At 67.6% G+C, this 23279-nt stretch carries 27 protein-coding genes; 11 read left to right on the top strand and 16 right to left on the bottom strand.

What is annotated here, in order from left to right:
• Positions 1-55 precede the first annotated feature (55 nt).
• On the top strand, positions 56-931 hold the full coding sequence (locus tag Q0053_RS12315) for a CPBP family intramembrane glutamic endopeptidase (RefSeq protein ID WP_298100579.1): 876 nt from the start codon (positions 56-58) through the stop codon (positions 929-931).
• Here the strand turns inward: Q0053_RS12315 and Q0053_RS12320 are convergent.
• Positions 908-2341: a pseudouridine synthase gene (locus tag Q0053_RS12320; protein ID WP_298100581.1), complete on the bottom strand. Its 1434-nt coding sequence runs from the start codon at positions 2339-2341 to the stop codon at positions 908-910. The genes Q0053_RS12315 and Q0053_RS12320 overlap by 24 nt on opposite strands.
• Here Q0053_RS12320 and tadA point away from each other — a divergent pair.
• On the top strand, positions 2330-2815 hold the full coding sequence (tadA, locus tag Q0053_RS12325; protein ID WP_298100583.1) for a tRNA adenosine(34) deaminase TadA: 486 nt from the start codon (positions 2330-2332) through the stop codon (positions 2813-2815). The genes Q0053_RS12320 and tadA overlap by 12 nt on opposite strands.
• Positions 2816-2832: 17 nt before the next feature.
• Here tadA and Q0053_RS12330 read toward each other — a convergent pair whose 3' ends face one another.
• The 3 genes from Q0053_RS12330 to Q0053_RS12340 are packed head-to-tail and all read right to left on the bottom strand — an operon-like array spanning position 2833 to position 5089.
• A complete protein-coding gene (locus Q0053_RS12330; RefSeq protein ID WP_298100815.1) occupies positions 2833-3420 on the bottom strand; it encodes a GNAT family protein in 588 nt (195 codons plus the stop codon).
• 11 nt (positions 3421-3431) lie between these two features.
• On the bottom strand, positions 3432-4538 hold the full coding sequence (gene aroB, locus Q0053_RS12335) for a 3-dehydroquinate synthase (protein WP_298100585.1): 1107 nt from the start codon (positions 4536-4538) through the stop codon (positions 3432-3434).
• Positions 4535-5089, bottom strand: a complete 555-nt coding sequence (locus Q0053_RS12340; RefSeq protein ID WP_298100587.1) for a shikimate kinase — start codon at positions 5087-5089, stop codon at positions 4535-4537. The genes aroB and Q0053_RS12340 overlap by 4 nt, the downstream gene beginning before the upstream one ends.
• 110 nt (positions 5090-5199) lie before the next feature.
• Here Q0053_RS12340 and Q0053_RS12345 point away from each other — a divergent pair, with 110 nt between their 5' ends.
• From Q0053_RS12345 to Q0053_RS12360, 4 genes are all read left to right on the top strand, one after another.
• Entirely contained in the window at positions 5200-6099 is a 900-nt protein-coding gene (locus Q0053_RS12345) for a site-specific tyrosine recombinase XerD (RefSeq protein WP_298100589.1), read from the top strand.
• Positions 6100-6183: 84 nt separating this feature from the next.
• Positions 6184-7134: an acetyl-CoA carboxylase carboxyltransferase subunit alpha gene (locus Q0053_RS12350; RefSeq protein WP_298100591.1), complete on the top strand. Its 951-nt coding sequence runs from the start codon at positions 6184-6186 to the stop codon at positions 7132-7134.
• 108 nt (positions 7135-7242) lie between these two features.
• Complete coding sequence (locus tag Q0053_RS12355) at positions 7243-7830, top strand: response regulator (RefSeq protein WP_298100593.1); 588 nt, start codon at positions 7243-7245, stop codon at positions 7828-7830.
• Positions 7827-8300, top strand: a complete 474-nt coding sequence (locus Q0053_RS12360) for a chemotaxis protein CheE (protein WP_298100595.1) — start codon at positions 7827-7829, stop codon at positions 8298-8300. The genes Q0053_RS12355 and Q0053_RS12360 overlap by 4 nt, the downstream gene beginning before the upstream one ends.
• Here Q0053_RS12360 and Q0053_RS12365 read toward each other — a convergent pair.
• Positions 8288-10108 (bottom strand): ABC transporter ATP-binding protein/permease, encoded by a 1821-nt coding sequence (locus Q0053_RS12365; RefSeq protein ID WP_298100597.1) that lies wholly within the window; start codon positions 10106-10108, stop codon positions 8288-8290. The two genes, Q0053_RS12360 and Q0053_RS12365, sit on opposite strands and share 13 nt — an antisense overlap.
• A gap of 199 nt (positions 10109-10307) precedes the next feature.
• On the opposite strand from Q0053_RS12365, the gene radA reads away from it, so the two are divergent.
• The 4 genes from radA to Q0053_RS12385 all read left to right on the top strand — a co-directional run bounded on the left by radA (position 10308) and on the right by Q0053_RS12385 (position 14254).
• A complete protein-coding gene (gene radA / locus Q0053_RS12370; protein WP_298100598.1) occupies positions 10308-11678 on the top strand; it encodes a DNA repair protein RadA in 1371 nt (456 codons plus the stop codon).
• Positions 11679-11706: 28 nt separating this feature from the next.
• Entirely contained in the window at positions 11707-12303 is a 597-nt protein-coding gene (locus tag Q0053_RS12375) for a CvpA family protein (RefSeq protein ID WP_298100600.1), read from the top strand.
• 27 nt (positions 12304-12330) lie between these two features.
• A complete protein-coding gene (purF, locus tag Q0053_RS12380; protein ID WP_298100602.1) occupies positions 12331-13845 on the top strand; it encodes an amidophosphoribosyltransferase in 1515 nt (504 codons plus the stop codon).
• 64 nt (positions 13846-13909) lie between these two features.
• A complete protein-coding gene (locus Q0053_RS12385) occupies positions 13910-14254 on the top strand; it encodes a VOC family protein (RefSeq protein WP_298100604.1) in 345 nt (114 codons plus the stop codon).
• Here the strand turns inward: Q0053_RS12385 and Q0053_RS12390 are convergent.
• Positions 14251-14565, bottom strand: coding sequence for a type II toxin-antitoxin system RelE/ParE family toxin (locus Q0053_RS12390; protein WP_298100606.1), 315 nt, complete (start codon positions 14563-14565; stop codon positions 14251-14253). The two genes, Q0053_RS12385 and Q0053_RS12390, sit on opposite strands and share 4 nt — an antisense overlap.
• Positions 14562-14819: a CopG family transcriptional regulator gene (locus Q0053_RS12395; protein WP_298100607.1), complete on the bottom strand. Its 258-nt coding sequence runs from the start codon at positions 14817-14819 to the stop codon at positions 14562-14564. Before Q0053_RS12395 ends, Q0053_RS12390 begins: the two co-directional genes overlap by 4 nt.
• Before the next feature lie 73 nt (positions 14820-14892).
• Between Q0053_RS12395 and Q0053_RS12400 the strand changes: the two genes are divergently transcribed.
• The gene (locus Q0053_RS12400) at positions 14893-15645 is read left to right on the top strand and encodes an SDR family NAD(P)-dependent oxidoreductase (protein ID WP_298100609.1); all 753 of its coding nucleotides are present in this window, start codon (positions 14893-14895) and stop codon (positions 15643-15645) included.
• 1 nt (position 15646) lies between these two features.
• Here Q0053_RS12400 and der read toward each other — a convergent pair whose 3' ends face one another.
• The 9 genes from der to Q0053_RS12445 form a co-directional block, all read right to left on the bottom strand.
• A complete protein-coding gene (der, locus tag Q0053_RS12405) occupies positions 15647-17269 on the bottom strand; it encodes a ribosome biogenesis GTPase Der (RefSeq protein WP_298100611.1) in 1623 nt (540 codons plus the stop codon).
• Positions 17270-17301: 32 nt separating this feature from the next.
• The gene (locus tag Q0053_RS12410) at positions 17302-18720 is read right to left on the bottom strand and encodes a PQQ-like beta-propeller repeat protein (protein WP_298100613.1); all 1419 of its coding nucleotides are present in this window, start codon (positions 18718-18720) and stop codon (positions 17302-17304) included.
• A gap of 23 nt (positions 18721-18743) precedes the next feature.
• Positions 18744-19496 (bottom strand): tetratricopeptide repeat protein, encoded by a 753-nt coding sequence (locus Q0053_RS12415; RefSeq protein ID WP_298100614.1) that lies wholly within the window; start codon positions 19494-19496, stop codon positions 18744-18746.
• A 92-nt stretch (positions 19497-19588) separates the two neighbouring features.
• Positions 19589-20425, bottom strand: coding sequence for a 3-methyl-2-oxobutanoate hydroxymethyltransferase (panB, locus tag Q0053_RS12420; RefSeq protein WP_298100615.1), 837 nt, complete (start codon positions 20423-20425; stop codon positions 19589-19591).
• A gap of 78 nt (positions 20426-20503) precedes the next feature.
• Positions 20504-20917, bottom strand: a complete 414-nt coding sequence (locus tag Q0053_RS12425; protein ID WP_298100617.1) for a hypothetical protein — start codon at positions 20915-20917, stop codon at positions 20504-20506.
• Positions 20907-21467 (bottom strand): sigma-70 family RNA polymerase sigma factor, encoded by a 561-nt coding sequence (locus tag Q0053_RS12430; protein WP_298100619.1) that lies wholly within the window; start codon positions 21465-21467, stop codon positions 20907-20909. Before Q0053_RS12430 ends, Q0053_RS12425 begins: the two co-directional genes overlap by 11 nt.
• 26 nt (positions 21468-21493) lie before the next feature.
• Positions 21494-21874: a DUF6249 domain-containing protein gene (locus Q0053_RS12435; RefSeq protein ID WP_298100621.1), complete on the bottom strand. Its 381-nt coding sequence runs from the start codon at positions 21872-21874 to the stop codon at positions 21494-21496.
• A gap of 273 nt (positions 21875-22147) precedes the next feature.
• Entirely contained in the window at positions 22148-22495 is a 348-nt protein-coding gene (locus tag Q0053_RS12440) for an ArsC family reductase (protein ID WP_298100623.1), read from the bottom strand.
• Positions 22496-22558: 63 nt separating this feature from the next.
• Positions 22559-23257, bottom strand: a complete 699-nt coding sequence (locus Q0053_RS12445) for a hypothetical protein (RefSeq protein WP_298100625.1) — start codon at positions 23255-23257, stop codon at positions 22559-22561.
• Positions 23258-23279 lie beyond the last annotated feature (22 nt).

A 23279-nucleotide genomic window follows, 5' to 3' on the forward strand; every position in this document is an offset into this window, starting at 1 on the left:
CTCGCAACTCGACGCTACCCTTGCAGCGGCGGCGCGATCCCCACTCATCACCGGCATGACTGTGACGCACCCCTGGCGGAGGCTGGGGAGCTTTATCTTCCTGGCCGCCTTGCTCGTGATGGTGCTGGCTCTTGCGGTCGGCGTCGCAATCGCCGGCATTCCCGGCTTGCGCGATCAGCTCGTTAGCCTGGAACCCCTGCCCGACGGCCCCTTGCGCCTGATCGACGAGAGCCTCCAGGTTCTGGTGCTTGGGGCCATTCTGGGCGCTATGGCTCTCGGCATTCTGCTGGCGGCCGCCCTGACCTATCGTCGGCCAATCAGGGACTTCCTGTGGCCCGGGCGACGTTTTGACGCCGGACAACTCGGCGCCGGCTTTCTGGCCATGGCCTGCATCTTCATCATCTCGATACCCATCTATCTGGCGATGGGCAGCGAATGGGCTCCGCCTGTCCTCGACCCGCTGTATCTCGACCACACGCGACTGACCTATGTGCTGGCGATGATCGTCGGCCTTCTCGTCGCCGCGGCCGCGGAGGAAGTCGTCTGTCGGGGCGTGCTGTTGCGGCTGACCGGGCTCGTCACCCGTCGCCCGCTCGTCCTGTGCCTCATCAATGGCGTTGTATTCTCGGCCATCCACATGGACCCCGACCCTGTCTCCTTCGTGGCGCGAGCGCTCTCCGGCGGCATCTGGACCTGGGCGGCGCTGCGGCTCGGCGGACTGGAGTTCGCCGTCGGCGCCCACCTGGCCAACAATCTGGGGATCGCATTGTTCTGGGAGCCGTTCTCACAAGCCACGGTCAGTCGGGAGTCGGCATGGATTGACCTCGCCCCGGAAGTCCTGACCACAGTGGTCATGGTCATCATGATCGAACGTGTCGCCCGGCGCTACGTCGACCCCGCTGACCGACTACCGGCGCGGCCCGCTCCGTGATCCGCCGCCGGGCTTGCCCTTGAACGGAGAGCCACCGGGCTTGGCCGCAAACGGACGCTTGGGACCGCCCTTGTCGCCGGGCCGGTCGTCAGACCGGGCCGCCGGCCGGGTGCCGGTGCGGGCGTTGCCGCGGGGGCGGTCGATGAACTGGTCCTCGCGGGGCTTGAACACGCGTTTGGGGCGTTCGCCCGCGGCCTCCGCACCTTCGGGCCGGGCGCGAGGGGTGAAATTCTTTTTCGGATGTTCGAATTTCGGCGTCGCCTTCGCCCAGCCAGGCTTTTTCTGCGGGCGGGCTGCCCGGTCGGCGGCAGCATCGGCGGCGGCTCCGGCGGCGCGGACCCGGCTGGGCTTGCGCGACGGATCGGAGATGGCCGAGCCCGAGGTCCCCTTCCTGATCGGAGCCGAGGTGCGGCGCCCCGGAACCGGCGCAGGCGTCGAGACCGTGTTCCCCGTCGGCAGGTTCTCAGGCCGGATATGGTCAGCCAGCATCTCCCGGATCACGCGCGGGCCGACTTCCTCGACCGAGCCGACCGGCAGGGTCCCGAGCTGGAACGGGCCGTAGGCGAGGCGGATCAGCCGGTTCACGGTCAGACCCAGATGCTCCAGGACCTTGCGGACCTCGCGGTTCTTGCCCTCGGTTATGGAGACGCTGATCCAGAGATTGGCGGGGGTGTTGCCCTCGGTCTCCTTGGCCTTGTCCAGCGTGGCCTCGATCGGGCCGTAGCGGATGCCGTCGACGGTGACGCCGTCCTTGAGCGAATCAAGCTGCAGCTGGCTGACCCGGCCCCGGGCCCGGGCCCGGTACTGGCGGACCAGTTCGGTCGACGGCAGTTCCAGCGCGCGGCTGAGTTCCCCGTCATTGGTCAGCAGCAGCAGGCCCTCGGTGTTCAGGTCGAGTCGACCGACCGAGATCACGCGCGGCAGGCCGCTCGGCAGGGCGTCGAACACGGTCGGCCGTCCGCCGGGATCATTGTGCGAGGTCACCAGTCCGGCCGGCTTGTGATAGCGCCAGACGCGGGTCGCCTCGGCCGAGCCGATCGGCTTGCCGTCGACCGTGATGACATCGTCGCGGGTGACCAGGGTCGCGGGGGTATCGAGGATCTTGCCGTTCACGGCGACCTTGCCCAGGCCGATCAGCCGCTCGACCTCGCGGCGCGAGGCGATACCGGCCCGGGCCATGGCCTTGGCGATCCGTTCGCTACGCTTCGGACCGTCGTCGGCTTTCGGGGCGGGCTTGCCGTCCCTGGCGAAGGGCTTGCCGCCGGGTTTGCCGAAAGGTTTTCCGCCCTTGGGCGGGCCACGATCATCGCTGCTCTCGACGCGCTTCACGTAGGGTTTGCGGGGACCGTCGCGGCTGTCGTCTTGACGCGGGCGCGGCTTCTTGTCGTTGTCTCGGGGATGGCTGGCCATGATGAGCGGTTCATGCACATGGCCTTGGCATGTGCGCAAGCGGCGGCAGACGCGGGAGAGACTCCTGTGGGCTGCGTGATCGTCGATGAATCGACCGGCGAGGTCGTCGCCGAGGGTCGCAACGGCCCCATCGGAGCCCATGACCCGACCGCCCATGCCGAGATTGTCGCCCTGCGCGCTGCGGCCTCGAAACTTGGAAACTATCGCCTCACCGGCCTGACCCTCTATGTGACGCTTGAGCCCTGCGCGATGTGCGCCGGGGCCATCAGCCACGCCCGCATCGGCCGCGTGGTCTGGGGGGCCGACGATCCCAAGGGCGGGGCGGTGGCGCATGGCCCGCGATTCTTCGAACAGCCGACCTGCCACTGGAAGCCTGTGTTCGAGGGCGGGGTCCTGGCCGCTGAGGGCGGAGACCTGCTGCGCACCTTCTTCCGCGTCCGACGCAAGGGAACAGCGACGCCCGAGGCCGGTTAGCGCAGACGGCGCGTGGATCAGCCGAACGCTGCCAGTCGTGCATCCAGCCGGGCCCGGACCCCGGGCCAGTCATCGTCGAGGATGGCGAACTGGGCCGTGTCGCGGACCCGACCCTTGAAGGTGATCTTGTGCTTGCGCAGCACCCCTTCGTCCCGCGCCCCCAGCTTGCGGATCGCGGCCTGGCTCCCGGGGTTGATTGCGTCGGTGAGGATCTCGACCCGCACGGCACCGCCGTCAAAGGCGTGGCCCAGCAACAACCGTTTGCACGACGGATTGACCGGCCCGCCCCTCGCCTCCGGCCGGTAGAAGGTTGAGCCGACCTCGCAGCGGCGATAGTCGGGCCTGATCTCATAGAGGCTGGTCGTCCCAACAACCGCGCCATCGTCCATCCGCCGGACGGCCCAGGCGATCCGCGTGCCCTGTGCCATGGCCCTGAGCGCCGCATGCCACCAGTCGTCGAAATACGGCCCATAGGCGGCGGCGACCATGATGTCCCAGGAGGCCGGATCGCAATCGAGGGCGGCGCGCACCTCGTCTTCCAGCGTCGGTGCAAGGGGCTCCAGTCGCACGAACCGGTTCTCGAGCGGCACGGCGTCCAGGCGCATGGCGGACCGGCTCACGCCGCGCCTTCGGTCTTCAGAAACGCCCCAATGGCAGCCCGGTCGACATTGCGTTCGACGAAGGTATCGCCGATCGCCCGGGCGAGGATCAGGGTCAGCCGGCCGCCCTCGACCTTCTTGTCGCCGGCCATACGGTCGAGCAGCGCTTCAGCCGTGAAGCTCCCCGCGTCCGCCAGCCGCACGGGCAGGCCGGCGGCGGCGATCACCTGTTTGACCCGATCCGCGACGCGTTCATCGCAAAATCCGGCGGCGGCAGAAAAGCGGAAGGCCATAACGCAGCCGAGGGCGACGGCCCCACCATGCGTGATCCGGGCCTCGTCAAATCCCAGCTCGGCCTCAATGGCATGGCCGAAGGTATGGCCGAGATTCAGCAGGGCCCGTCGCCCGGCCTCCTTCTCGTCCTCGCCGACGATGGTGCTCTTGATCTCGACCGACCGCACCACCGCACGGGTCAGGGCAGCAGGATCACCACCGGCCCCGGCAGAACCTTCACCCGCCAGCCAGTCGAAGAAGGCCGCATCGCAGATCAGGCCGTGTTTCAGCACCTCGGCCCAGCCGGATCGCAGCTGATCCGGCGGCAGGGTAGCCAGCAGGTCAATGTCAGCAACGACGAGCCGCGGCTGGTGAAACGCACCGACCAGGTTCTTGCCGCGTGGGGTATCGATCGCCGTCTTGCCCCCGACCGAGGAATCCACCTGCGCCAGCAGTGTGGTCGGCACCTGAACGAAATCGATCCCGCGCATGTAGAGCGCCGCCGCCAGCCCGGCCAGGTCGCCGACCACCCCGCCGCCGAGCGACACGATCAGGTCGCGCCGATCGAGGCCGAAGGCCAGAAGCCGGTCGATCACATGTTCCAGTTGGGCGAAGGATTTCGACGCCTCACCGGGCGGCACGGTCAGCAGCCGTGCCCGGACCCCGGCCGCCTCCAGCCCCGCCAGAACCGCCGGACCATGCAGGGCAGCGACCGTCTCGTCCGTGACGATGACCGTCCGCCCCTGAGCCAGGCCTGCGACCCGGGTGCCCAGTTGCGCGATCAGCCCGCGCCCGATGACGACGTCATAGGGTTGGAAACCGCCGCCGGAGACGCGGATAGTCTCGCTCATGCCGCCACCCCGGCCCCATGGGCTGCCAGGGCCCGCATGATGCTTTCCACGGCCTCGGCATGGGCACCGCTGCTGACATCAACCGTCAAATCTGCGGTCGCGTAGTAGGGATTGCGAACCTCGGCCATGGCCGTCAACGCCTCCAAAGGATCCCGGCCGCGCAACAGCGGGCGGGTATCCCGTCGCTGGACCCTGGCGGCGACGGTTTCAAGGTCGGCGCGCATCCAGACGGTGATCGCCCGCGCCTTCAGCTCTTTCCTTGTCTCAGGGTTCAATACGGCCCCGCCGCCCGTCGCCAACACCATACGGGGGGCGTGCAGGAGACGCTTCAGTACCCGCGCTTCTCCGGCCCGGAACCCGGCCTCGCCGAGCTGGGCAAAGATGTCAGACACGGTCATTTTCGCCGCCGCCTCGATCTCGCTGTCGCCGTCGGCGAAGGGCAGGCCCAGCCGCTTGGCCAGCCGGCGTCCGACCGTCGATTTGCCCACCCCCATCAGCCCGACCAGCGCTATGGTGCGTTCATGTACGGGAATCGGTTCGTCAGGACTCATCGCCGGCCTCTTGCGAGGCCGCTGGATGTCGACGGAACGGGCGGCGGCAGGCACGGCATGACCCCACCACCCTCTACACCAAGCGCAGCTGTCGCAAAGCGCCCACGCGCATGAGCACGCCGCAGGTCGAGGCCTTTCTCGAGATGATGGCGGTGGAGCGCGATGCTTCGCCCCATACCCTGTCCGCCTACGGCCGCGATCTGGCCGATGCGGAGGCCGGGATCGACGGTGGCCTGATGGGCGGCGACGAGGCGGGGATCGAGGCCTGGTATGCAGACCTCGGACGGCGTGGCCTGTCCCCGGCCACCCAGGCGCGACGGCGCTCGGCGGTGCGGCAGTTCTACCGGTTCGCCCTGGGCGAGGGCTGGCGGGCCGATGACCCCTCGCGACGGCTAGATGCCCCGAAACAGGGGCGCAGCCTTCCAAGGACGCTCAGCGGCGACGAAGTGGAACGGCTGTTGGCCACCGCTGCGACCCATGACGGAGCCGCCGGGCTGCGGCTGGTGGCTCTGGTGGAGCTGGCCTATGCCTCGGGCCTGCGGGTGTCGGAGTTGCTGGGACTCAGGGTCGAGGCCGTACGGCGCGACCCCGCCTTCCTGATCGTGCGCGGCAAGGGCGGCAAGGAACGGCTGGCCCCGCTGAACGCCTCCGCCCGCGAGGCGGTGAAGGTCTGGCTGATCGCCCGTGACGCTGCGCGGCCGGAAAAGACCCCGGACAGCCCCTGGCTGTTCCCCTCGGCCTCGGCCAAGGGCCATCTCACCCCCCGCCGCTTCGCCCAGCTGCTGGACCAGGCCGCTCTCGACGCCGGCATCGACCCCGCCCGGGTCAGCCCCCACGTCCTGCGCCACGCCTTCGCCACCCACCTGCTGGAAGGCGGAGCCGACCTTCGGGTGGTCCAGACCCTGCTGGGCCACGCCGATATCTCTACGACCCAGATCTACACCCACGTCGCCACCGACCGTCTGGCCCGGGTGGTGCGTGACAAACATCCGCTGGCGCGGGAGGAGTGAACCGTCGCTTGCTCCCGGGCGCTGACCTGACTAGGTTCCGCCGCCTTCCGATGCGCCACGCGGCGCGCCTGTTCCGGATGCCTTATGGCCGTGCACTACCTCGAGTTTGAAAAGCCGATCGCCGATCTGGAGGCGAAGATCGAGGAGCTGAATCTGCTCTCCTCGACCTCCGGCTCGTTCGACGCCGAGGTCGAGCAGTTGCGCAAGAAGGCTGAGCAGCTGAGGAAGAAGACCTACGCCAGCCTTGATCCCTGGATGAAGACCCAGGTGGCGCGTCATCCGCAGCGGCCCCATTTCGTGGACTATGTCGAAGGCCTGTTCACCGATTTCGTCGAGCTGAAGGGTGACCGCCAGTTCGGCGACGATCAGGCCATCCTCGGCGGCCTGGCGCGCTTCCGCGGCGCGCCCGTGGTCCTGATGGGCCATGAGAAGGGCCACGACACCCAGACCCGTGTCGTTCACAATTTCGGCATGGCCCGGCCCGAGGGCTACCGCAAGGCCGTCCGCCTGATGGACCTGGCCGAACAGTATGGCCTGCCGGTCCTGACCTTCGTCGACACAGCGGGGGCCTATCCGGGCCTGGGGGCCGAGGAGCGCGGCCAGGCCGAGGCCATCGCCCGCTCGACCGAACGCTGCCTGACCCTGGGCGTGCCCTCCATCGCCACCATCACCGGCGAAGGCGGCTCCGGCGGGGCCATCGCCATTGCCGCCGCAGGCCGGGTGCTGATGCTGGAGCATTCGATCTATTCGGTCATCTCGCCCGAGGGGGCAGCCGGAATCCTCTGGCGGGACGGGGCCCGGGCGCGGGACGCCGCCATGGCCATGAAGATCACCGCCCCCGACCTCCTCGAACTGAAGATCGTCGACCGGATCATTCCTGAACCCGTCGGCGGGGCCCATGCCGACCGCGCCGCCGCTGTCGCCGCCGTCGGCAATGTCCTTGCCGAGGAACTGGCGACCCTGTCAGCCCTTACCCCGGCCCAGCTGCGCAAGGCCCGGTCGGACCGGTTCTACGCCATCGGTCGGGCCGGCTGATTCGGTCGTTTTTGGTCCGGTCCATCCATTAATCTTTCCTCTACCGGAAGCTGCAATAACGGCTGGTATGTATAACCGTCGTTACCCCTCAGCGGCTCGTCCCCCTAAGTGAGCGCGATCGGCGAAAAGCTGCGCGAGAGCGCGTCGGTCAATCTGAGCGGCGCGGTGACCATGGTCGTCGACGACTCAGCCTTCGCCCTCGACCTGACCGGCCAGGCCCTCATGGCGTTCGGCGTCCGGGCCCGACACGCCTGTCTGAGCGCGGCCGAGGCAAAGGAGATCCTCAAGGAGCACACCATCGATCTGCTCCTGGTCGACTGCGAAATGCCCGGCATGGACGGTTTTGAACTGGTTCGCTGGTTGCGCCGTTCGGGGCTCGAACCCAATGCTTTCGTGCCGGTGATCATGACGGCTGCCCATATCCGTCGTCCGCGCGTGGCAGAGGCCCGGGACTGCGGTGCCAGTTTCATCATCACCAAGCCTTTCTCCGCCACCACCCTGCTTGAGCGGATCATCTGGGTGGCACGAGACACTCGCCCCTTCCTCGAGGTTGGGGACTATTTCGGGCCTGATCGCCGGTTTCGAAAAACGTTGGGACTGGGCGAGGAACGTCGCGCCGACATGATCCGGAAGCGGGAACTGGAAGCCGCGAAAGCCGCAGAAGCCGCCAGCCTGGCTGAGGGAGAGGCCGCTTGAGTGTCATCACACACGCTGTTCGCAAGTCGAACCTTGCGACCATGATCAACACACCGGGCGGCATCAGTGTCGGCACCGCCATTGCCCGGGCGCGCGCCAACCTGGAGACGATGCGCGAGCAGGCGCTGCAGGTGATCGAGGCGAGTATCAGTGCCCTGGAGGCAATCCCGGAACCGACGGGGCCGGGAGACACGTCGGAGCGGCGGGAGCAGGTCTACCGGGAGGCCACGAGCCTGATCGATGCGGCGGGGCCCTTCGAGCTTTTCGACCTGTGCCGCGCCGCCTCCGGCCTTTGCGACCTGATCGGAGTCCTCGATCCGGAACAGCCTTTCGACTGGCGCATCGTCACCGTCCACGCACGCTCCCTGAGGCTCCTGCAGGCCCTGCCTCCGGAAGCCGCACTGGAGCGCGCGCATATCCTCGACAGTCTCAACGAGGTCGTACAGCGGAAGCTGGCTCAGACCGGTTGACGCTCGGTCCGGGCTCCGCGCGTCTGTTTGCGCCACAGGGCCGCATATTCTCCGCCCAGACGCGCCACCAACTCGTGATGGGCTCCGCGTTCCACGATCTGCCCCGCCTTGAGGACCAGGATCTGGTCTGCGTCGGCGATCGTCGACAGGCGATGGGCCACGACCAGCGTGGTTCGGCCCGCCCGCGCCTTGCGCAGCGTCTTCTGGATGGCCGCCTCCGTCCGGCTGTCGAGCGCGCTGGTGGCCTCATCGAGGATGAGGATACAGGGGTCGGCCAGAAGGGCGCGGGCGATGCCAACCCGTTGGCGCTCGCCGCCAGAGAGCTTGAGTCCGCGCTCCCCGACTCGGGTTTCCATTCCCTCGGGCAGTTCCCGGATGAAACTGGCCAGTTCCGCAGCCTCGGCCGCTGCCCAGATGGCGGCCTCGTCAGCGTCCGGGCGGGCGAAGCCGATGTTGGCGCGAATGCTGTCGTTGAACAGCGCCACATCCTGCGGCACGAGGGCGACGGCGGCGCGCAGGGACGTCTGGGTCACGGCCCGCGCGTCCAGGCCATCGATGAGCACCCGGCCTTCCTTGGGATCCAGCAGCCGCAGGGCCAGTTTCACAATGGTCGACTTGCCGGACCCGGACGGCCCGACCAGGGCGGTCGTGGTGCCCGGAGGTGCCATGAAGCTGACATCCCGGAGGCCGTTGGCCCGGGAGTCGTGACGAAAACCGACCCCCTCAAAGGCCAGGGCCGCCCCGCGGGCGTCCGCTGGATGGGGCAAGGGCAAGGCATCCGGTGCATCAGCGACCTGGGGCGTCTGACGCGTGACCTTCAGCATCTCCTCCATGTCGATGAAGGACTGGCGGATTTCCCGATAGGCGAAGCCGAGAATGTTCAACGGGGCATAGAGGGAGATCATGATGAGCACGGCGGCCATCACGTCGCCCGGACCCATCCGGCCCGCTGCGGCCTCGAACCCGGCCATCACGGCCATCACGGCAAGACCGATGTTCATGATGACCGCCTGCATGACGTTCAGCATGGCCAGAGAGCTGTTGGCCTTCAGGGCGGCGCGTGTGTAGTCGTCCAGCGCCCGGTCATAGGCACCGGCGGCCCGGGCCTCGGCCCCGAACGACTTGACCGTCTCATAGTTGAGCAGGGCATCCACCGAGACGCCCGCAGCCTCGGTGTCGGCGGCATTCATTTCGCGCCGGTGCTCCAGTCGCCAGTTGGCCAGGGCGAAGGTCGAGGCGGCGTAGACGACGACCACCACCACCGCGACCGCGCCGAACCGCCAGTCATACCGTCCGGCCAGAACGCCCGCCGCCAGCACCAGTTCGACGCCGGTCGGGATCAGGTTGAACGCCAGGATACGCAGCAGGAAGTCTACCGCTCGCGACCCCCGGTCCATGGTCCGTGAAAGCGACCCGGACCGTTTGGTCTGGTGAAAATCCAGTGAAAGACTGAGGGCATGGGCGAACGTCTCGGTCGCCGCCCGACGCTGGGCGGCTGCCCGCACCGGCGCGAACACCACATCCGAGGCGTTCGGGGCGATCGCCGACAACAGTCGGACAAAGGCCCAGCCCACAGCAAAGCCGGCGAAGCCGAGGCCGACAGCGACCGCTGTCCCCTGCCCTGCCGCGAGATGGTTGACCGCCGCACCCAGGACCAGCGGGCCCAGCACCCCCAGCCCCTTGCCGGCGAGGGTCATGCCGATGGCCGCGATCAGGCGCAGCCGCAGGTGGGGCGCGTTTGATCGACCGACCAGCCGGATCAGATCACCGAGGGCCCGCCAGAACGGCGGTCCATCGGCTACGGGCATGAGCGTTCCTGCCTGTGCCGCCTTTGCCACGGAATCCCCGTGCCGCCCCGCCCGCTCGCCTCGCATTGCCATGGCTGGTGGTATGGACTGTGCCGCCGGTTGCGCAAAGGGCAGGCCGCCGAAAGACACACGTCAATATCGGTCGCAGGCCCGCGAACGCCCCCTGCCCCGCCGCGTCCGACTCCTGTAAGTCGGTCCCATGGCTCGTGACGGCGCAATCTATGTCTGCCAGGCCTGCGGGGCCGTCCATGGCAAATGGTCGGGCCAGTGCGGGGCCTGCAATCAGTGGAACTCCATCGTCGAGGAGAGCCGCTCGGCTCCGCCCGGCGCGATGAAGCCTGCGACCGGCGCGGCGGCGCGTGGCCGCGGCCTCCAGTTCGAGACGCTGCAGTCCGACACACCCGAGCCGCCACGCATCATAACCGGCGTGACCGAGTTCGACCGGGTCTGCGGCGGCGGGGTGGTGCCGGGATCAGCCCTGCTGCTCAGCGGCGACCCCGGCGTCGGCAAATCGACGCTGCTGCTCGACGTGGCCGGGCGGGCAGCCCTCGCAGGACGGCGGGTCGCCTATATCTCGGGCGAGGAGGCGGTCGAGCAGATCCGCGCCCGGGCGAAGCGGATGGGGCTTGAAAAGGCCCCGGTCGAGCTCGCCTCGGCCACCGCATTGCGGGACATCCTCGGGACGCTGAAGCGCGAGAAGTTCGACATCGTCATCGTCGATTCCATCCAGACCCTGTGGTCCGACGCCCATGAGGCCGGGCCGGGTTCGGTCACCCAGGTCCGCGCCTGCGCCGGCGAGATGGTCCGGCTGGCCAAGACCCAGGGCGTGGCGGTCATCCTGGTCGGCCACGTCACAAAGGACGGTCAGGTCGCCGGCCCGAGGGTGGTCGAGCATATGGTCGATGCCGTCCTGAGTTTCGAAGGCGAGCGGGGCTATCCGTTTCGTATCCTGCGGGCCGGCAAGAACCGGTTCGGCGCCACGGACGAGATCGGCGTGTTCGAAATGGGGGACGCGGGCCTGCGTGAGGTTGCCAATCCATCGGCCCTCTTCCTCGGCGAGAGCAAGGACCGGGCCCCGGGCGCGGCCGTCTTCGCCGGTATCGAGGGTTCAAGGCCGGTGCTGGTCGAGATGCAGGCCCTTGTGTCGAAATCCGCCTATGGCACCCCGCGCCGGGCCGTCGTGGGCTGGGATACCGGCCGGCTGGCCATGGTGCTGGCCGTGCTGGAGGCGCGTTGTGGCTTCGGCTTCGGTGATCAGGACGTCTATCTGAACGTGGCAGGCGGCCTGCGCATCAATGAGCCTGCGGCCGATCTGGCTGCGGCGGCCGCCCTGATCAGTTCCGCGACCGATACCCCCCTGCCCCAGGGCTGCGTCGTGTTCGGCGAGATCAGCCTGTCGGGCGAGATACGGGCTGTGGGGCGGGCCGAGGCGCGGCTGCGGGAGGCGCAGAAACTGGGCTTCGACCGGGCCCTGACCCCACCCCTGACTGTCAAACACAAGGGCGTGGGGGTGACATCCGTGACGCGGCTGGCGGAAGCGGTCGAACGAATCTCGCAAAACCGCTATTGAGATACGGAAGAACTCAGTTCGGGCGCGCATGACCGGTTTCGACGTAATCGCCATTCTGGTCATCCTCGCCTCGGCGGCGGCCGGCTGGGTGCGCGGCGGTACGCGCGAGATCATCACCCTGCTGAGCTTTGTGCTCGCGGCCTTCATCGCCCTCGTGGCCCTGCCGCTGACGGCGCCCCTCGGGCGAGCGCTGGTCAACCCGGACTGGGCCGGTACGATCGCGGCAGCGGTGACCTCCTTCCTGCTGATCTATTTCGGCATCCGCATCTTCGGATCGTTTCTGTCGAAGCAGGCCCAGGCTCATCCGCAGCTCGGCGGTCTGGACCGCGCCCTCGGAATCTTCGTCGGCGCAGCCCGCGCACTGGTGTTGCTGGGAGCCATCCATCTGGTTGTCGTCGCCGCCATGCCGGGCGAGCGAACCCCGCGCTGGCTCAGCGAGGCGGCCCTGCGACCAGTCACGGCGGGCGCGGCTCGGCTGATCCAGATCGTGCTGCCGGGCATCGGCCGCGGTGCCGACGCCCTGGCACCGGTGGTGACTTCGTCCGTGAACGAGGGATTTTCCAGCGAAGAAGCCTTGCCCTCGCCCCAAACAAACAATACTCCGCCCGCGTCCGCCACCGACTAGCGTTCCCCGCATCATCGGAGCCCCACGATGAGCAGTCCCGTGCATTCCATCGCTGATCCTGTTGTCCACCGGGATCACTACCGCGAAGCCGATGATGATCGGCCGCGGCTGGAATGCGGCGTCTGTGGCGTCTGGGGTGCCGACAAGAATGCCGCCTCGGCCATCGTCGCCCTGGGCCTGCACGCCCTGCAGCACCGCGGCCAGGAGGCCTGCGGCATCGCCAGCGTCAACGACACCCGCTTTCACACCGAACGCCACATGGGGCTGGTCGGCGAGGCTTTCGGCGGCACGGACCTGCCGGAACGGCTACCGGGGTCCGCCGCGGTCGGCCACACCCGCTATTCCACCGCCGGCGGCAGCTTCCTGCGCAACATCCAGCCGATGTTCGCCGATCTCGATCAGGGCGGCATCGCCATCGCCCACAACGGCAACCTGACCAACCATCTGTATGTGCGGAACCAGCTGGTCGGCGAAGGGGCCATCTTCCAGTCGACGTCCGACTCCGAGGTCATCCTTCACCTGATCGCCCGTAGCCGGAAGGCCAAGATCGTCGATCGCTTCATCGACGCCATCGGCCGGATCGAGGGCGGCTACGCCCTGGTCTGCGCCACCCGCTCCAAACTGATCGGCGCGCGCGACCCGCTCGGCATCCGTCCGCTGGTCCTGGGCCGGCTCGGCGACGCCTGGGTGCTGGCGTCGGAAACCTGCGCGCTGGACACCATCGGCGCGACCTTCGAGCGTGATGTCGAGCACGGCGAGGTCATCGTCATCGACCATGAGGGACTGAAGTCGCTCAAGCCCTTCCCGACCCGTGCAGCCCGCCCCTGCCTGTTCGAATATGTCTATTTCGCCCGCCCGGACAGCATCGTGAACGGCCGCTCGGTCTATGGCGTGCGCAAGCGGATGGGCATGAAACTGGCCCGGGAGCATGCGATCGAGGCTGACGTCGTCGTGCCCGTGCCGGACTCCGGCGTGCCCGCGGCGCTCGGTTATGCCCAGGAGAGCGGCATTCCCTATGAGATGGGGATCATCCGCAGCCACTATCTGGGTCGCACCTTCATCCAGCCCAGCCAGGGGGCACGGCAGAAGGGCGTACAGATGAAGCACAGCCCCAACCGGTCGGTACTGGAGGGCAAGCGGGTCGTCCTGATCGACGATTCCATCGTGCGCGGCACGACCTCGGTGAAACTGGTGAGGGCCGTGCGCGCGGCCGGCGCGACCGAGGTGCATCTTCGCTCGGCCTCGCCGCCGATCCTGTGGCCGGATTTCTACGGCATCGACATGCCGGAGCGGGACCAGCTGATCGCCGCCAACCATACGCTTGAGGAGATGCGGGCCCACCTCGAGGTCGATTCGCTCGGCTTCCTGTCGGTCGAAGGCCTCTATGACGCCATGGAGGCCGGACCGCGCGATCCGCGCAATCCACAGTTCACCGATCACTATTTCACCGGCGAATACCCAACCCGTCTGCTGGATCGCGAGATCGAGGAGGGCGGCCGCGAGGTTGCTGCGCGGCAACTTTCGCTGCTGGTGAGCGCTTAAGGGCGAAACCGGACCGGACGCGCAGAGCGTTCGGGCCCCGATCTTCGCGCATCCGGAGGCCTCTGTGGTCCAGCTCGGCTATTTCACCGTCGACACCCCCGATATCGCCAGAGCCCGCGCCTTCTTCAGCGCCCTGTTCGGCTGGACCTTTGACGAAGATGCGTCAGGCCCGACCTATGCCCATGTCGCCGACAGCGACCCGCCCTTCGGCTTCACCCGGTCCGAACGGGCCAGCCAGCTGCCCCACCTGTATTTCCGGGTCGAGGATATCGATGCCCTGTGCGAGCGGGTCGTGGAGCTGGGCGGCAAGGCGGCCATCCCTTCGGACAGCGCCACCGGCCGTTCGGTCGTGGTCTGCGACGACCAGGGCTGCAGTTTCAGCCTGTGGCAGCCGGCAGCGGGCTTTTAGGGAAGCTCTTCAGGCCCGGTCGACCACGCTGTCCAGTTCTGGGCGGTATGGTAGATGCGCAGAATGCGGAGCTGTCCTTCGGGTCCGCCCACCAGCGAATAGATCACCAGATACGCGGTGCGAAGAACCGCCTTCTCATAGGTTCCCTCGCGCTGACCGGGGCGCCCGATGGGACGGCGCGCCAATCCTTCGACGGTCGCCTGGATACGCTCGGCCAGCCGCTCCGCCGCCTCCGGATTGCGTTCCGCCAGCCAGTCGATGGCGTTTTCATACTGGTCGATCGCCGTTTCCGACCAATCGACGGTTCTCAAGGCTGCTTCTTGTGCTTGTCGAGCGTGGCGCGAATGCGCCGCATGGCCTCGGCGTGGGGTACAGTTCGACCCACACGGAAGTCCTCAAGGCTCTGGTCGACGGCCGCCAGCATTTCCAGCTCTCGATCCAGAAAAACTTCGAGCGTGCGTTCGGCCACCGACGATGGTGTCCGGTTGGTCTGTTCGGCGAACCGGCCGAGTTTGTCCTTGAGCTCTTCGCTGACCCGGAGCGTGAGGGTGGCTGTTTTCGCCATGGAATGACCTCGTTCGACTGTAGGGCAATGTAACACATTGACGGTGATCAACGCCATGCCTACCAACCCCGCCATGACTGACCTCCCCCTCAAGGACCGCATCGCCCTCGTCGTGGGGGCCTCGCGCGGCATCGGCTATGAGAGTGCCCTCGCCCTGGCGAAGGCCGGTGCCCATGTCATCGCTACAGCGCGCACCGTCGGTGGGCTGGAAGAGCTGGACGATGCCATCTTCGCCGCCACCGGCAAGCACGCCACCCTGATCCCCTTCGACCTGGTGGACGGCGGCGCGATCGACCGTCTGGGCGGTGCCATCTATGAGCGCTTCGGGCGGCTGGACATCTGGGTGCAGGCTGCGGCGACCATGGGGGCCTCGGGTCTGACCCCCGTCAGCCACGCCGACCCGCGCATCTGGGGCAAGGTCGAGAAGACCAATTTCACCGCCGTCTATCGCCTGATCCGCTCGCTGGAGCCCCTGCTGAAGGTCTCCGATGCCGGCCGCGCCGTCTATCTCACCACCAGCGTCGCCGCCGCCCCCAGGGCCTTCTGGGGCCTGTATGCCGCGACCAAGGCCGGCGCCGAGGCGCTGCTGAAATGCTGGGCGGACGAGATCGAATCCATGCCGATCCGGGTCTCGATCGTCGATCCGGGCCGGATGCGCACGGCGATGCGCGCCCAGGCCTTTCCGGGCGAGGACCCGCAGGACGTCATCCATCCCTCGGCGATCGGCCCGCTGATCGTCGAACTGGCCCGCGGCGATCTCGAGCCGCCGCTGGAGGTCCGCTTCAGGGACTGGAGCCAGGGGCCGGGTGTGGCGGCGCTGATCTGACCTACTTCTTCGGCGCGTGCTTCTGCCCGGTCCGGATCCGACCTGACCGCGAGACCTGCCTCGCCCCGCCCCGCGCGCCCTTCTGGACCGCGACGGACGAGCCGGCCTTCTTGTTGGCGCTGGCCTTCAGCCCCGCCAGCGGCTTCAGCTTGGTCTTGCCGGCCTTCTTCTGCTCCAGCGCCTTGCCGGGCAGGTTGGACAGCATCTCGGCGCGTTCGGCCTTTTTGATGACCTTACGCGGCGCGGTCTTGGCGTCGCCCTTGTAGCGTTCGGGACCCGACTTGGACCCGCCCGGCGCATAGGGGTTCTCACTGCCTGACTTCACGATCAGACGGATCGGCGTGCCCGGCAGGTCGAAGGACTCGCGCAGATTGTTGACCAGATAGCGTTTGTACTGCTCCGGCATGGCCTCGGCGCGGCTGGCCATGAGCACGAAGGTCGGCGGGCGGGCCTTGGTCTGGGCCATGTATTTGGGCTTGATCCGCTTGCCGTCGACGGCGGGGGGCGGATGCCTCTGGGTCGCCATGGACAGCCAGTCGTTCAGGTCCTTGGTCTTGACCTTGACCGACCAGGTGGCGTGGGCCTGAAGCACGGCAGGCATCAGCCGCTCGACGCCGCGGCCGCTGTGCGACGACAGGGCCACGAACGGCGAGCCCTTCAGCTGGGGCAGCTTGTCCTCGGCCATCTGGCTGAGCTTGGCCAGCCTGGCCTGCGGGTTTTCCTCAAGGTCCCATTTGGCCGCGACATAGACCAGCGCCCGCCCTTCGCGCTCGACCAGATCGGCCAGCTGCAGGTCCTGAGTGTCGAAGGCATCGTCCTTGTCCATGACCAGAACGACCACCTCGGCGAAGGTGATGGCGCGGATGGTGTCGGCGACCGACAGCTTCTCCAGCTTCTCCTGCACACGGGCCTTGCGACGCATGCCGGCGGTGTCGACGAGCCGGATGTTCTGGCCCTCGTATTCCCAGTCGACCGAGATGGAGTCACGGGTAATGCCGGCCTCGGGGCCGGTCAGCATCCGGTCCTCGCCGATCAGGCGGTTGATCAGGGTCGACTTGCCCGCATTGGGGCGACCGATGATGGCGATGCGGATCGGCTTGTCCGGTTCGTCGACCTCCTCGACGAAGATGTCGGCCGATGCGGCGACCACGGCGGCATACAGGTCCGCCATACCCTCGCCGTGCTCGGCCGAGATGGCGACCGGCTCTCCGAAGCCCAGAGAATAGGCCTCGCCGATGCCGCCGCCGCTCTCGCGGCTCTCGGACTTGTTGGCCAGCAGGATGACGGGCTTGTGCTGTTTGCGCAGGCGTTCGGCGAAGATCTGGTCCAGCGAGGTCACGCCCTCGCGGGCGTCCATCATGAACAGGATCAGGTCGCCGTCCTCCAGCGCCGCCTCGGTCTGTTCGCGCATCCGGGATTCGAGGCTGTCGTCGGTGACGTCCTCATAGCCGGCGGTGTCGATCAGGGTCAGGTCCATGTCGCCGATGTTGCCGTCAGCATACCGGCGATCGCGGGTCACGCCCGGCCGGTCATCGACCAGCGCCAGGCGCTTGCCGACGAGGCGGTTGAACAATGTCGACTTGCCCACATTGGGGCGGCCGACGATGGCGACTTTGAGAGCCATGTCGGCCTTCTAACGCAGTTCGGTTGGGAACGTCAGCGAATGCTGACGAGATCGCCCTTGTCGGTGAGAACATAGAGGGCGCCGTTGTAGGCGGCGGGGGCGATATAGACCGGGCCACCCATGCGGATCGAGGCGGTCTGGGCACCGGTCTTGGGATCAAGCGCGACCAGCTCGCCGTCCGAATTGGTCAGGACAAGTCGGCTCGAGGCCATCAGGGGACCGGACCAGATCGGCCGTACGGTCCGATCGAAGAAGCCGAACATGCCGCCTTCCTGGCGAACACGGCCCTCGTTGAGGTCACGGGTCCAGTAGATCTGGCCGCTGTCGCGGTTGATGACGGTCAGTTCGCCTTCCTTGGACACGACATAGACCACCTCACCCACCGGCAGGGGCGCATTGACGCCGCCAATCGGCAGCGGCGCCCATTTCGGCTGGCCCGACCGGATGTCCATGGCGGACATCACACCGGAATGGCTGACGGCATAGACGACCCCGCGGCTGATGACCGGGCGGCCGGCGATGTCGCGGATTTCGGAAAGGGCGCTGGTGCGGCTCGTGCGCGACAGCACCTGCTGCCAGAGGGACTGGCCCGTGGAGGCGCGCAGGGCAATGACTTCGCCGGACGAGAAGGGTGCGATCACCGTGTCGCCGATCACTGCCGGGCTGGAGGCGCGCAGCAGCCGGGCCGGCTCGGGAATGCCGCGATAGGACCAGTCCTGACGGCCGGTGGCGGTGTCGAAGGCCTGGATCTGGTTCTCGACGTCGACAACAAAGACCCGGCTGCCCGAGACCGTCGGGGCCCCATGGATCGGCACATCGACCGGGGTGGTCCAGATCACGGCACCGGAGGCCTGGTCGATGGCGGTGATGGTGCGATAGCCCGAAGCCACAAACACCTTGCCGCCGCCAACGGCCACGCCACCGCCGAAGCCGCCGCCATCCGAGCGGCCGCCCATGCCGAGGAAACCGGTTCGGCGCGCGCTCTCTGCCGGCTTGACGTTGACACGCCAGGCCTGGGCACCCGTTCCGGCATCGAGGGCCGAAACGGTGGATTCGCCATCCAGCACAAACACGCGGCCATTGTCCGCGACGACGGGGGCCATGACCTGACGCGTGCGCGAGGAGCCGACACCAATGCCGCGACGCCAGGCGACCGTGAACTCGGCACCCGCGATCACGTGCTCCACGGCGTTGTCAGCGTTACCGCCCGGCTGGGTCCAGGCAATCGCCGCCTGGGGGCCCGGAATGAAGAAGTCACGGCCGGACAGGGCAGCCGAAGGAACCAGCGCCTGTTCGAACTCCAGCACCGAGATGCGTTGTCCCTCCGTGGCCGTGGCCTGCGGTGCGTTGTTCTTGCCGAGGCCGAACGGCAACATGCCCTGCACCGTGCTGCACGAAGCGAGGGTGACGGCGAGCCCGCTCATCAGGGCGACTTTAAGCACGCGATTCATGGGGTACGTCCTGAAGGCGATAATCACGGGCGGGTCGAAGCCGCGGCGGCAGCCGGAGGGGCGGCCGAAGCGGGCGGGGGGACGGGGATGGCAGCCTGCGCGCGCACAATGGCCGCAAGGCCGGGCGCACCACCGGCGTCGATCGTCGCAATGGCGAGGTCGGCGCGCTGGATGATGATCTCGGGGGTGTCCAGACCGTTCTTCAGCAGCACCAGGGCCTCCCGGGCCGGCGCGACCTGACCGTTCTGGAGGCGGGCCATGGCCAGGGCTTCCAGGGCGAAGGCACTCAGCGGGCGGCCATCCTTGGCCAGGGGCTCGAGACGGGCCTCGATCTGCGCAAGGGTTTCACCGCTGTCCATAGCCAGCAGCGCGGCCTTGTAGCCGGCGGTGTCGGAGAGCAGAGGGTCGCCGGAGGCCCGGGCAGCCTCGTCCAGATGCGCGATCGCCTCCGGCACCTTGTTGGCCTCCAGGGCGATGCCGGCGCGCTGCATCAGGGCCATGGCCCGATAGGCGCCGTTGCCTTCCTTGGCCGCCTGGATGAAGGCCGCGTCCGCACCGACCGGATTTCCGGACTGCAAGGATTCCAGACCGCGGTCATAGGCGACCGAGGCCTTGTCAGCCTTCGAGGTTTGCCAGCTGTCCCAGCCCCAGAAGGCCAGGGCCGCGACCAGGGCGACCAGAAGAACACCGCCCGCAACGGGCAGCCAGGTGCGGGCCAGCCGCTTGTAGCGATCGGAGCGAAGCTCCTCCTCGACCTGCTCGAAGACATCAACCACGGATACGTCGCCCCCACAAAACGGCTTTCAGGCCGCTGAAACTCAATCCGGCCGGACCCTAGAGGGTCCCCTGCCCCGCCGCAACGCACCGCTTAGGGCGTCGCGGGCTTTTTCGAGAAGTAGGTCTCGACTTCGGCAGGAAAACGGCGGGCCTTCACATCGGCGGCATAGGCCCCCACGGCCCGATCGATATCACTGCGCAGATCGGCGTAGCGGCGGACGAATTTCGGCGTCCAGTCGAACAATCCCAGCATGTCGGGCGTCACCAGGATCTGGCCGTCGCAGGCCGAGGAGGCCCCGATACCGATGGTCGGCTTGTCGATGGCGAGGGTGATCTCGCGCGCCAGCCCCTCGGCCACGCCCTCGACCACCACGGCGAAGGCCCCCGCATCGGCGGTCGCCTCGGCCTCGCTCATGACCCGCAGCCGCTCCTCGTCGGTCTTGCCCTTGGCCTTGAAGGACCCGTCGGTCAGCACCGCCTGGGGGCGCAGACCGACATGACCCATGACCGGAATGCCGCGCTGGACCAGATAGGCGATGGTTTCCGCGACCGTGGGACCGCTCTCGACCTTCACCCCCTGGGCTCCGGTCTCCTTCATGACGCGGGCGCAGTTCTGGTAGGCCTGCTCCTTGCCCCCCTCATAGCTGCCGAACGGCATGTCGATGACCACCATGGCCCGCTTCGAGCCACGCATGACCGCCTGGCCATGCAGGATCATCATCTCCAGGGTCACGCCGACCGTATTGGGCATGCCGTGGACGACCATGCCGACGCTGTCACCGACCAGCAGCAGGTCGCAGTGATCGTCCAGCAGGGCAGCCGTCGGGGCGTCATAGGCCGTCAGGCAGACAATCGGTTCCCCGCCCTTGCGGGCCCGGATGTCGGGCGCGGCGATGCGTTTGACCGCTTCCTGCTTCTGGCTGGACATGGCGAGGCCTCCTGTTCGGACCCTCTAGATAGTCGCCGGCGTCCGTCCCGTCATCCCTTGGGAAGACGGGACGTCGGATCAGAGGTCTTGCGTCAGCCTGGTCACACCGGCCGCAGCCACTGCAATCAGTGCCCCCGCGGCAATCCAGAACAACTGCATTCCGCCCATGGAGCCGAGCTCCAGATTGGCCAGGCCCAGTTGGTCGAGACCCGACTGGATCATGCCCTCGCCGCTCAGCAAGGCACTGCGGATGCCCTGACCGAGGGCGTTACCCGCCACAACACCGTCGCCGGCTGTCAGGCTGACGCTCATGGTTTCGCGGACAGCCACTGCGCCGCCGATGACCCCGGCGAGGCTGAGGGCAAGAAAACGGACCTGTGATCCCTTCTGCAGCTTCTGCTCGACCTGGGCCAGGAAGAGGGCAGAATCGGCCATCTGGGGCGAACGCGCGAACAGGCGCTCGATTTCAGGATCGAACTCGTCAGCCGACATGCTGCGCGCTCCCCAAGGGCTGTCCGGCCTGCGGCTGGAGCCGCGCGCGGAGTTTATCCAGACCACGTTTGACATGAGACTTCACCGTGCCGAGTGGCAAATTGAGGGCGGTGGCGATCTCCGGATGCGCCATGCCGGCCCCGTGACAAAGGGAGACACACAGTCGCTCGGGCTCGCTGAGGCCCTTCAGGGCTTCATCGAGATCGACCCGGCCCGCGTGGTCGGTTGCGGGGGCCGCATCCTCGGTCCCGGTTTCGGCGACATAGCGCGCTTCCCTGGCGACCCGCTTGATATAGAGCCGCGCCGCAATCCGCTTGACCCAGGCCGCAAAGGTGCCCTCGCCGCGAAACTCGGCGCAGCGCTCGAACGCCTGGATGAAGGCGTCCTGGGCGATGTCGTCGGCCAGCGAGGGCTGGGCTCCCATCCGCCGCAGCAGGCCGCGCACCGCCGAGCCGTGGCGACGCACCAGTTCTCCGAACTCCCGCCGTCCGCCCGCCGCCGCAAGGGCGGCGAGCTCGACGTCGTGCAGGTCGACCAGGGATTGGGTCATGTTGGAGTCCCCCTGCCCGCCCGGTCTCAGCCCCTGTTCTTGTTGAAGGCACTCAGGATGATGAAGGCCAGACCGACAGCGCCCGGGATGGCGGCGAAGGCACCGAAGCCCCAGGCCTCGGTCTCGCCGAACGTATAGGCGATGACGGAGAAGGTGACGCCGATACCCAGCGAAAGCGCCAGCAGGATCACACCCATCCGCAGGTCCCGCACCGCGGTCGCCGGCGGTTTCACGGTCTGGCGGGTCAGGGCGTCAATCACCTCGGGCGGCAGCGCCTGCCCCTTGTCGATCGACGCCCGCAACGTCGCCTGCATGTCACGCCGCTCCTTGCTCTTGAGCCAGGTCGGCACGATCACGATCGCAGCGATCATCGCGAACATCGCGATCGGAATGAAGGTTGGTTCCATCTGGTATTCCCCTGATTTTCGTTCCTGACCGGGCGTGATGTCCCGGCCATCTGACAACAAGAGGCACCGTTCGGGCCAAACGGATGCGAAGCGGCAGGTGAAACTTTCGTAAGGTCGGCGAAACCTCTGCCCCGACCGTCAACGGACCCGGAACGAAACCTGGATCGACCCACCGACGCGGCGCGACAGCCAGAGGGCTCACCGCCCCGTCCGCTGGGTCACCGAACGCGCCGACGGCCACGACCGGCCCGAGGTCGAGATCGAGGTCGCCGGCTAGACCACCAGCGCCGCATAGTGCTCGGGCTTGAACCCGACCAGGGTCCGGTCGCCGAGGTCCAGTACCGGCCGTTTGATCATCGACGGCTGGGCCAGCATCAGGGCGACGGCCTTGCCGGCATTCAGATCGGCCTTGTCGGCGTCCGGCAGCGCCCGGAACGTCGTGCCCGCGCGGTTCAGCACCGTCTCCCAACCATGCTCGGCCACCCAGGCCTCCAGCCGCGGCCGGTCGATCCCCGACTTCTTGTAGTCATGAAAGGCGAAGGCCAGGCCGTGCTGGTCCAGCCAGACGCGCGCCTTCTTGACCGTGTCGCAGTTGGGGATGCCGTAGAGGGTGACGGGCATGAAGGGCTTTCAACAGGAGTTCGCTTTGTGGAGCCGGCCGCAGCTCGGCCAGGCGACCTGCTGTTACATCGGCGGGATCACGCCGTCCTTGCCCATGGCCAGGAAGCCGGCAGACGTCGTCCCCTTGGGGATGACGGCATAGACCTTCTGACCGACCGCCAGTGAAGCCCTTTCGGTCGGTTCGAAACGCACGACCGGCGTGCCTTCCGGGATCGTGACATTGGCCGAGCCGCCCGCATAGGTGATGGTCAGCATACGGCCGCCGGACGAGGCTTCATTGCCGGAGACCGTGCCGTTGGTCATGGCGCTCTGGCTCTGGACCGTGCCGTTGGTCATCGCGCTCGACACGACCGAACCGCCCCCGCGGGACGCAACCACGCCCGGAACGTCCCACTCATAGTGGCCTTCGCCGGCGCCGCGCATCGATTCAGGGAAGATCACCAGCTCCAGCGACTGAAGCGCCGTCTTCGGACCCGTCGTCGCGGTCCCGACGAAATCGCCGTCCTTGAGGGTCGAAAGGCTGGATGCCACCACCCAGACAAACCGGGTTGTCTCTGCAACCGGGACGGCGACCGTCCGGCCGTCCCAGGTCTGGACCGTCATCGAACCGTCCGTCACGGCCTGGACCGTGCCGCGCACCCGCACGGTGCTGCTGCTGGCGTCGAGGACCTCGGCTGCGGGGGCCGTCGGTGCCGGGGCTGAGCATGCGGCGAGCGTCGCCAGGACTGCGGAGACAAGGGCCAGGGTTCTGATCGGTCGCATGATGTATCCGTTCGTGGGAGAG

The sequence above is a fragment of the Brevundimonas sp. genome, from assembly GCF_027487935.1.
Taxonomy (GTDB): Bacteria; Pseudomonadota; Alphaproteobacteria; order Caulobacterales; family Caulobacteraceae; genus Brevundimonas.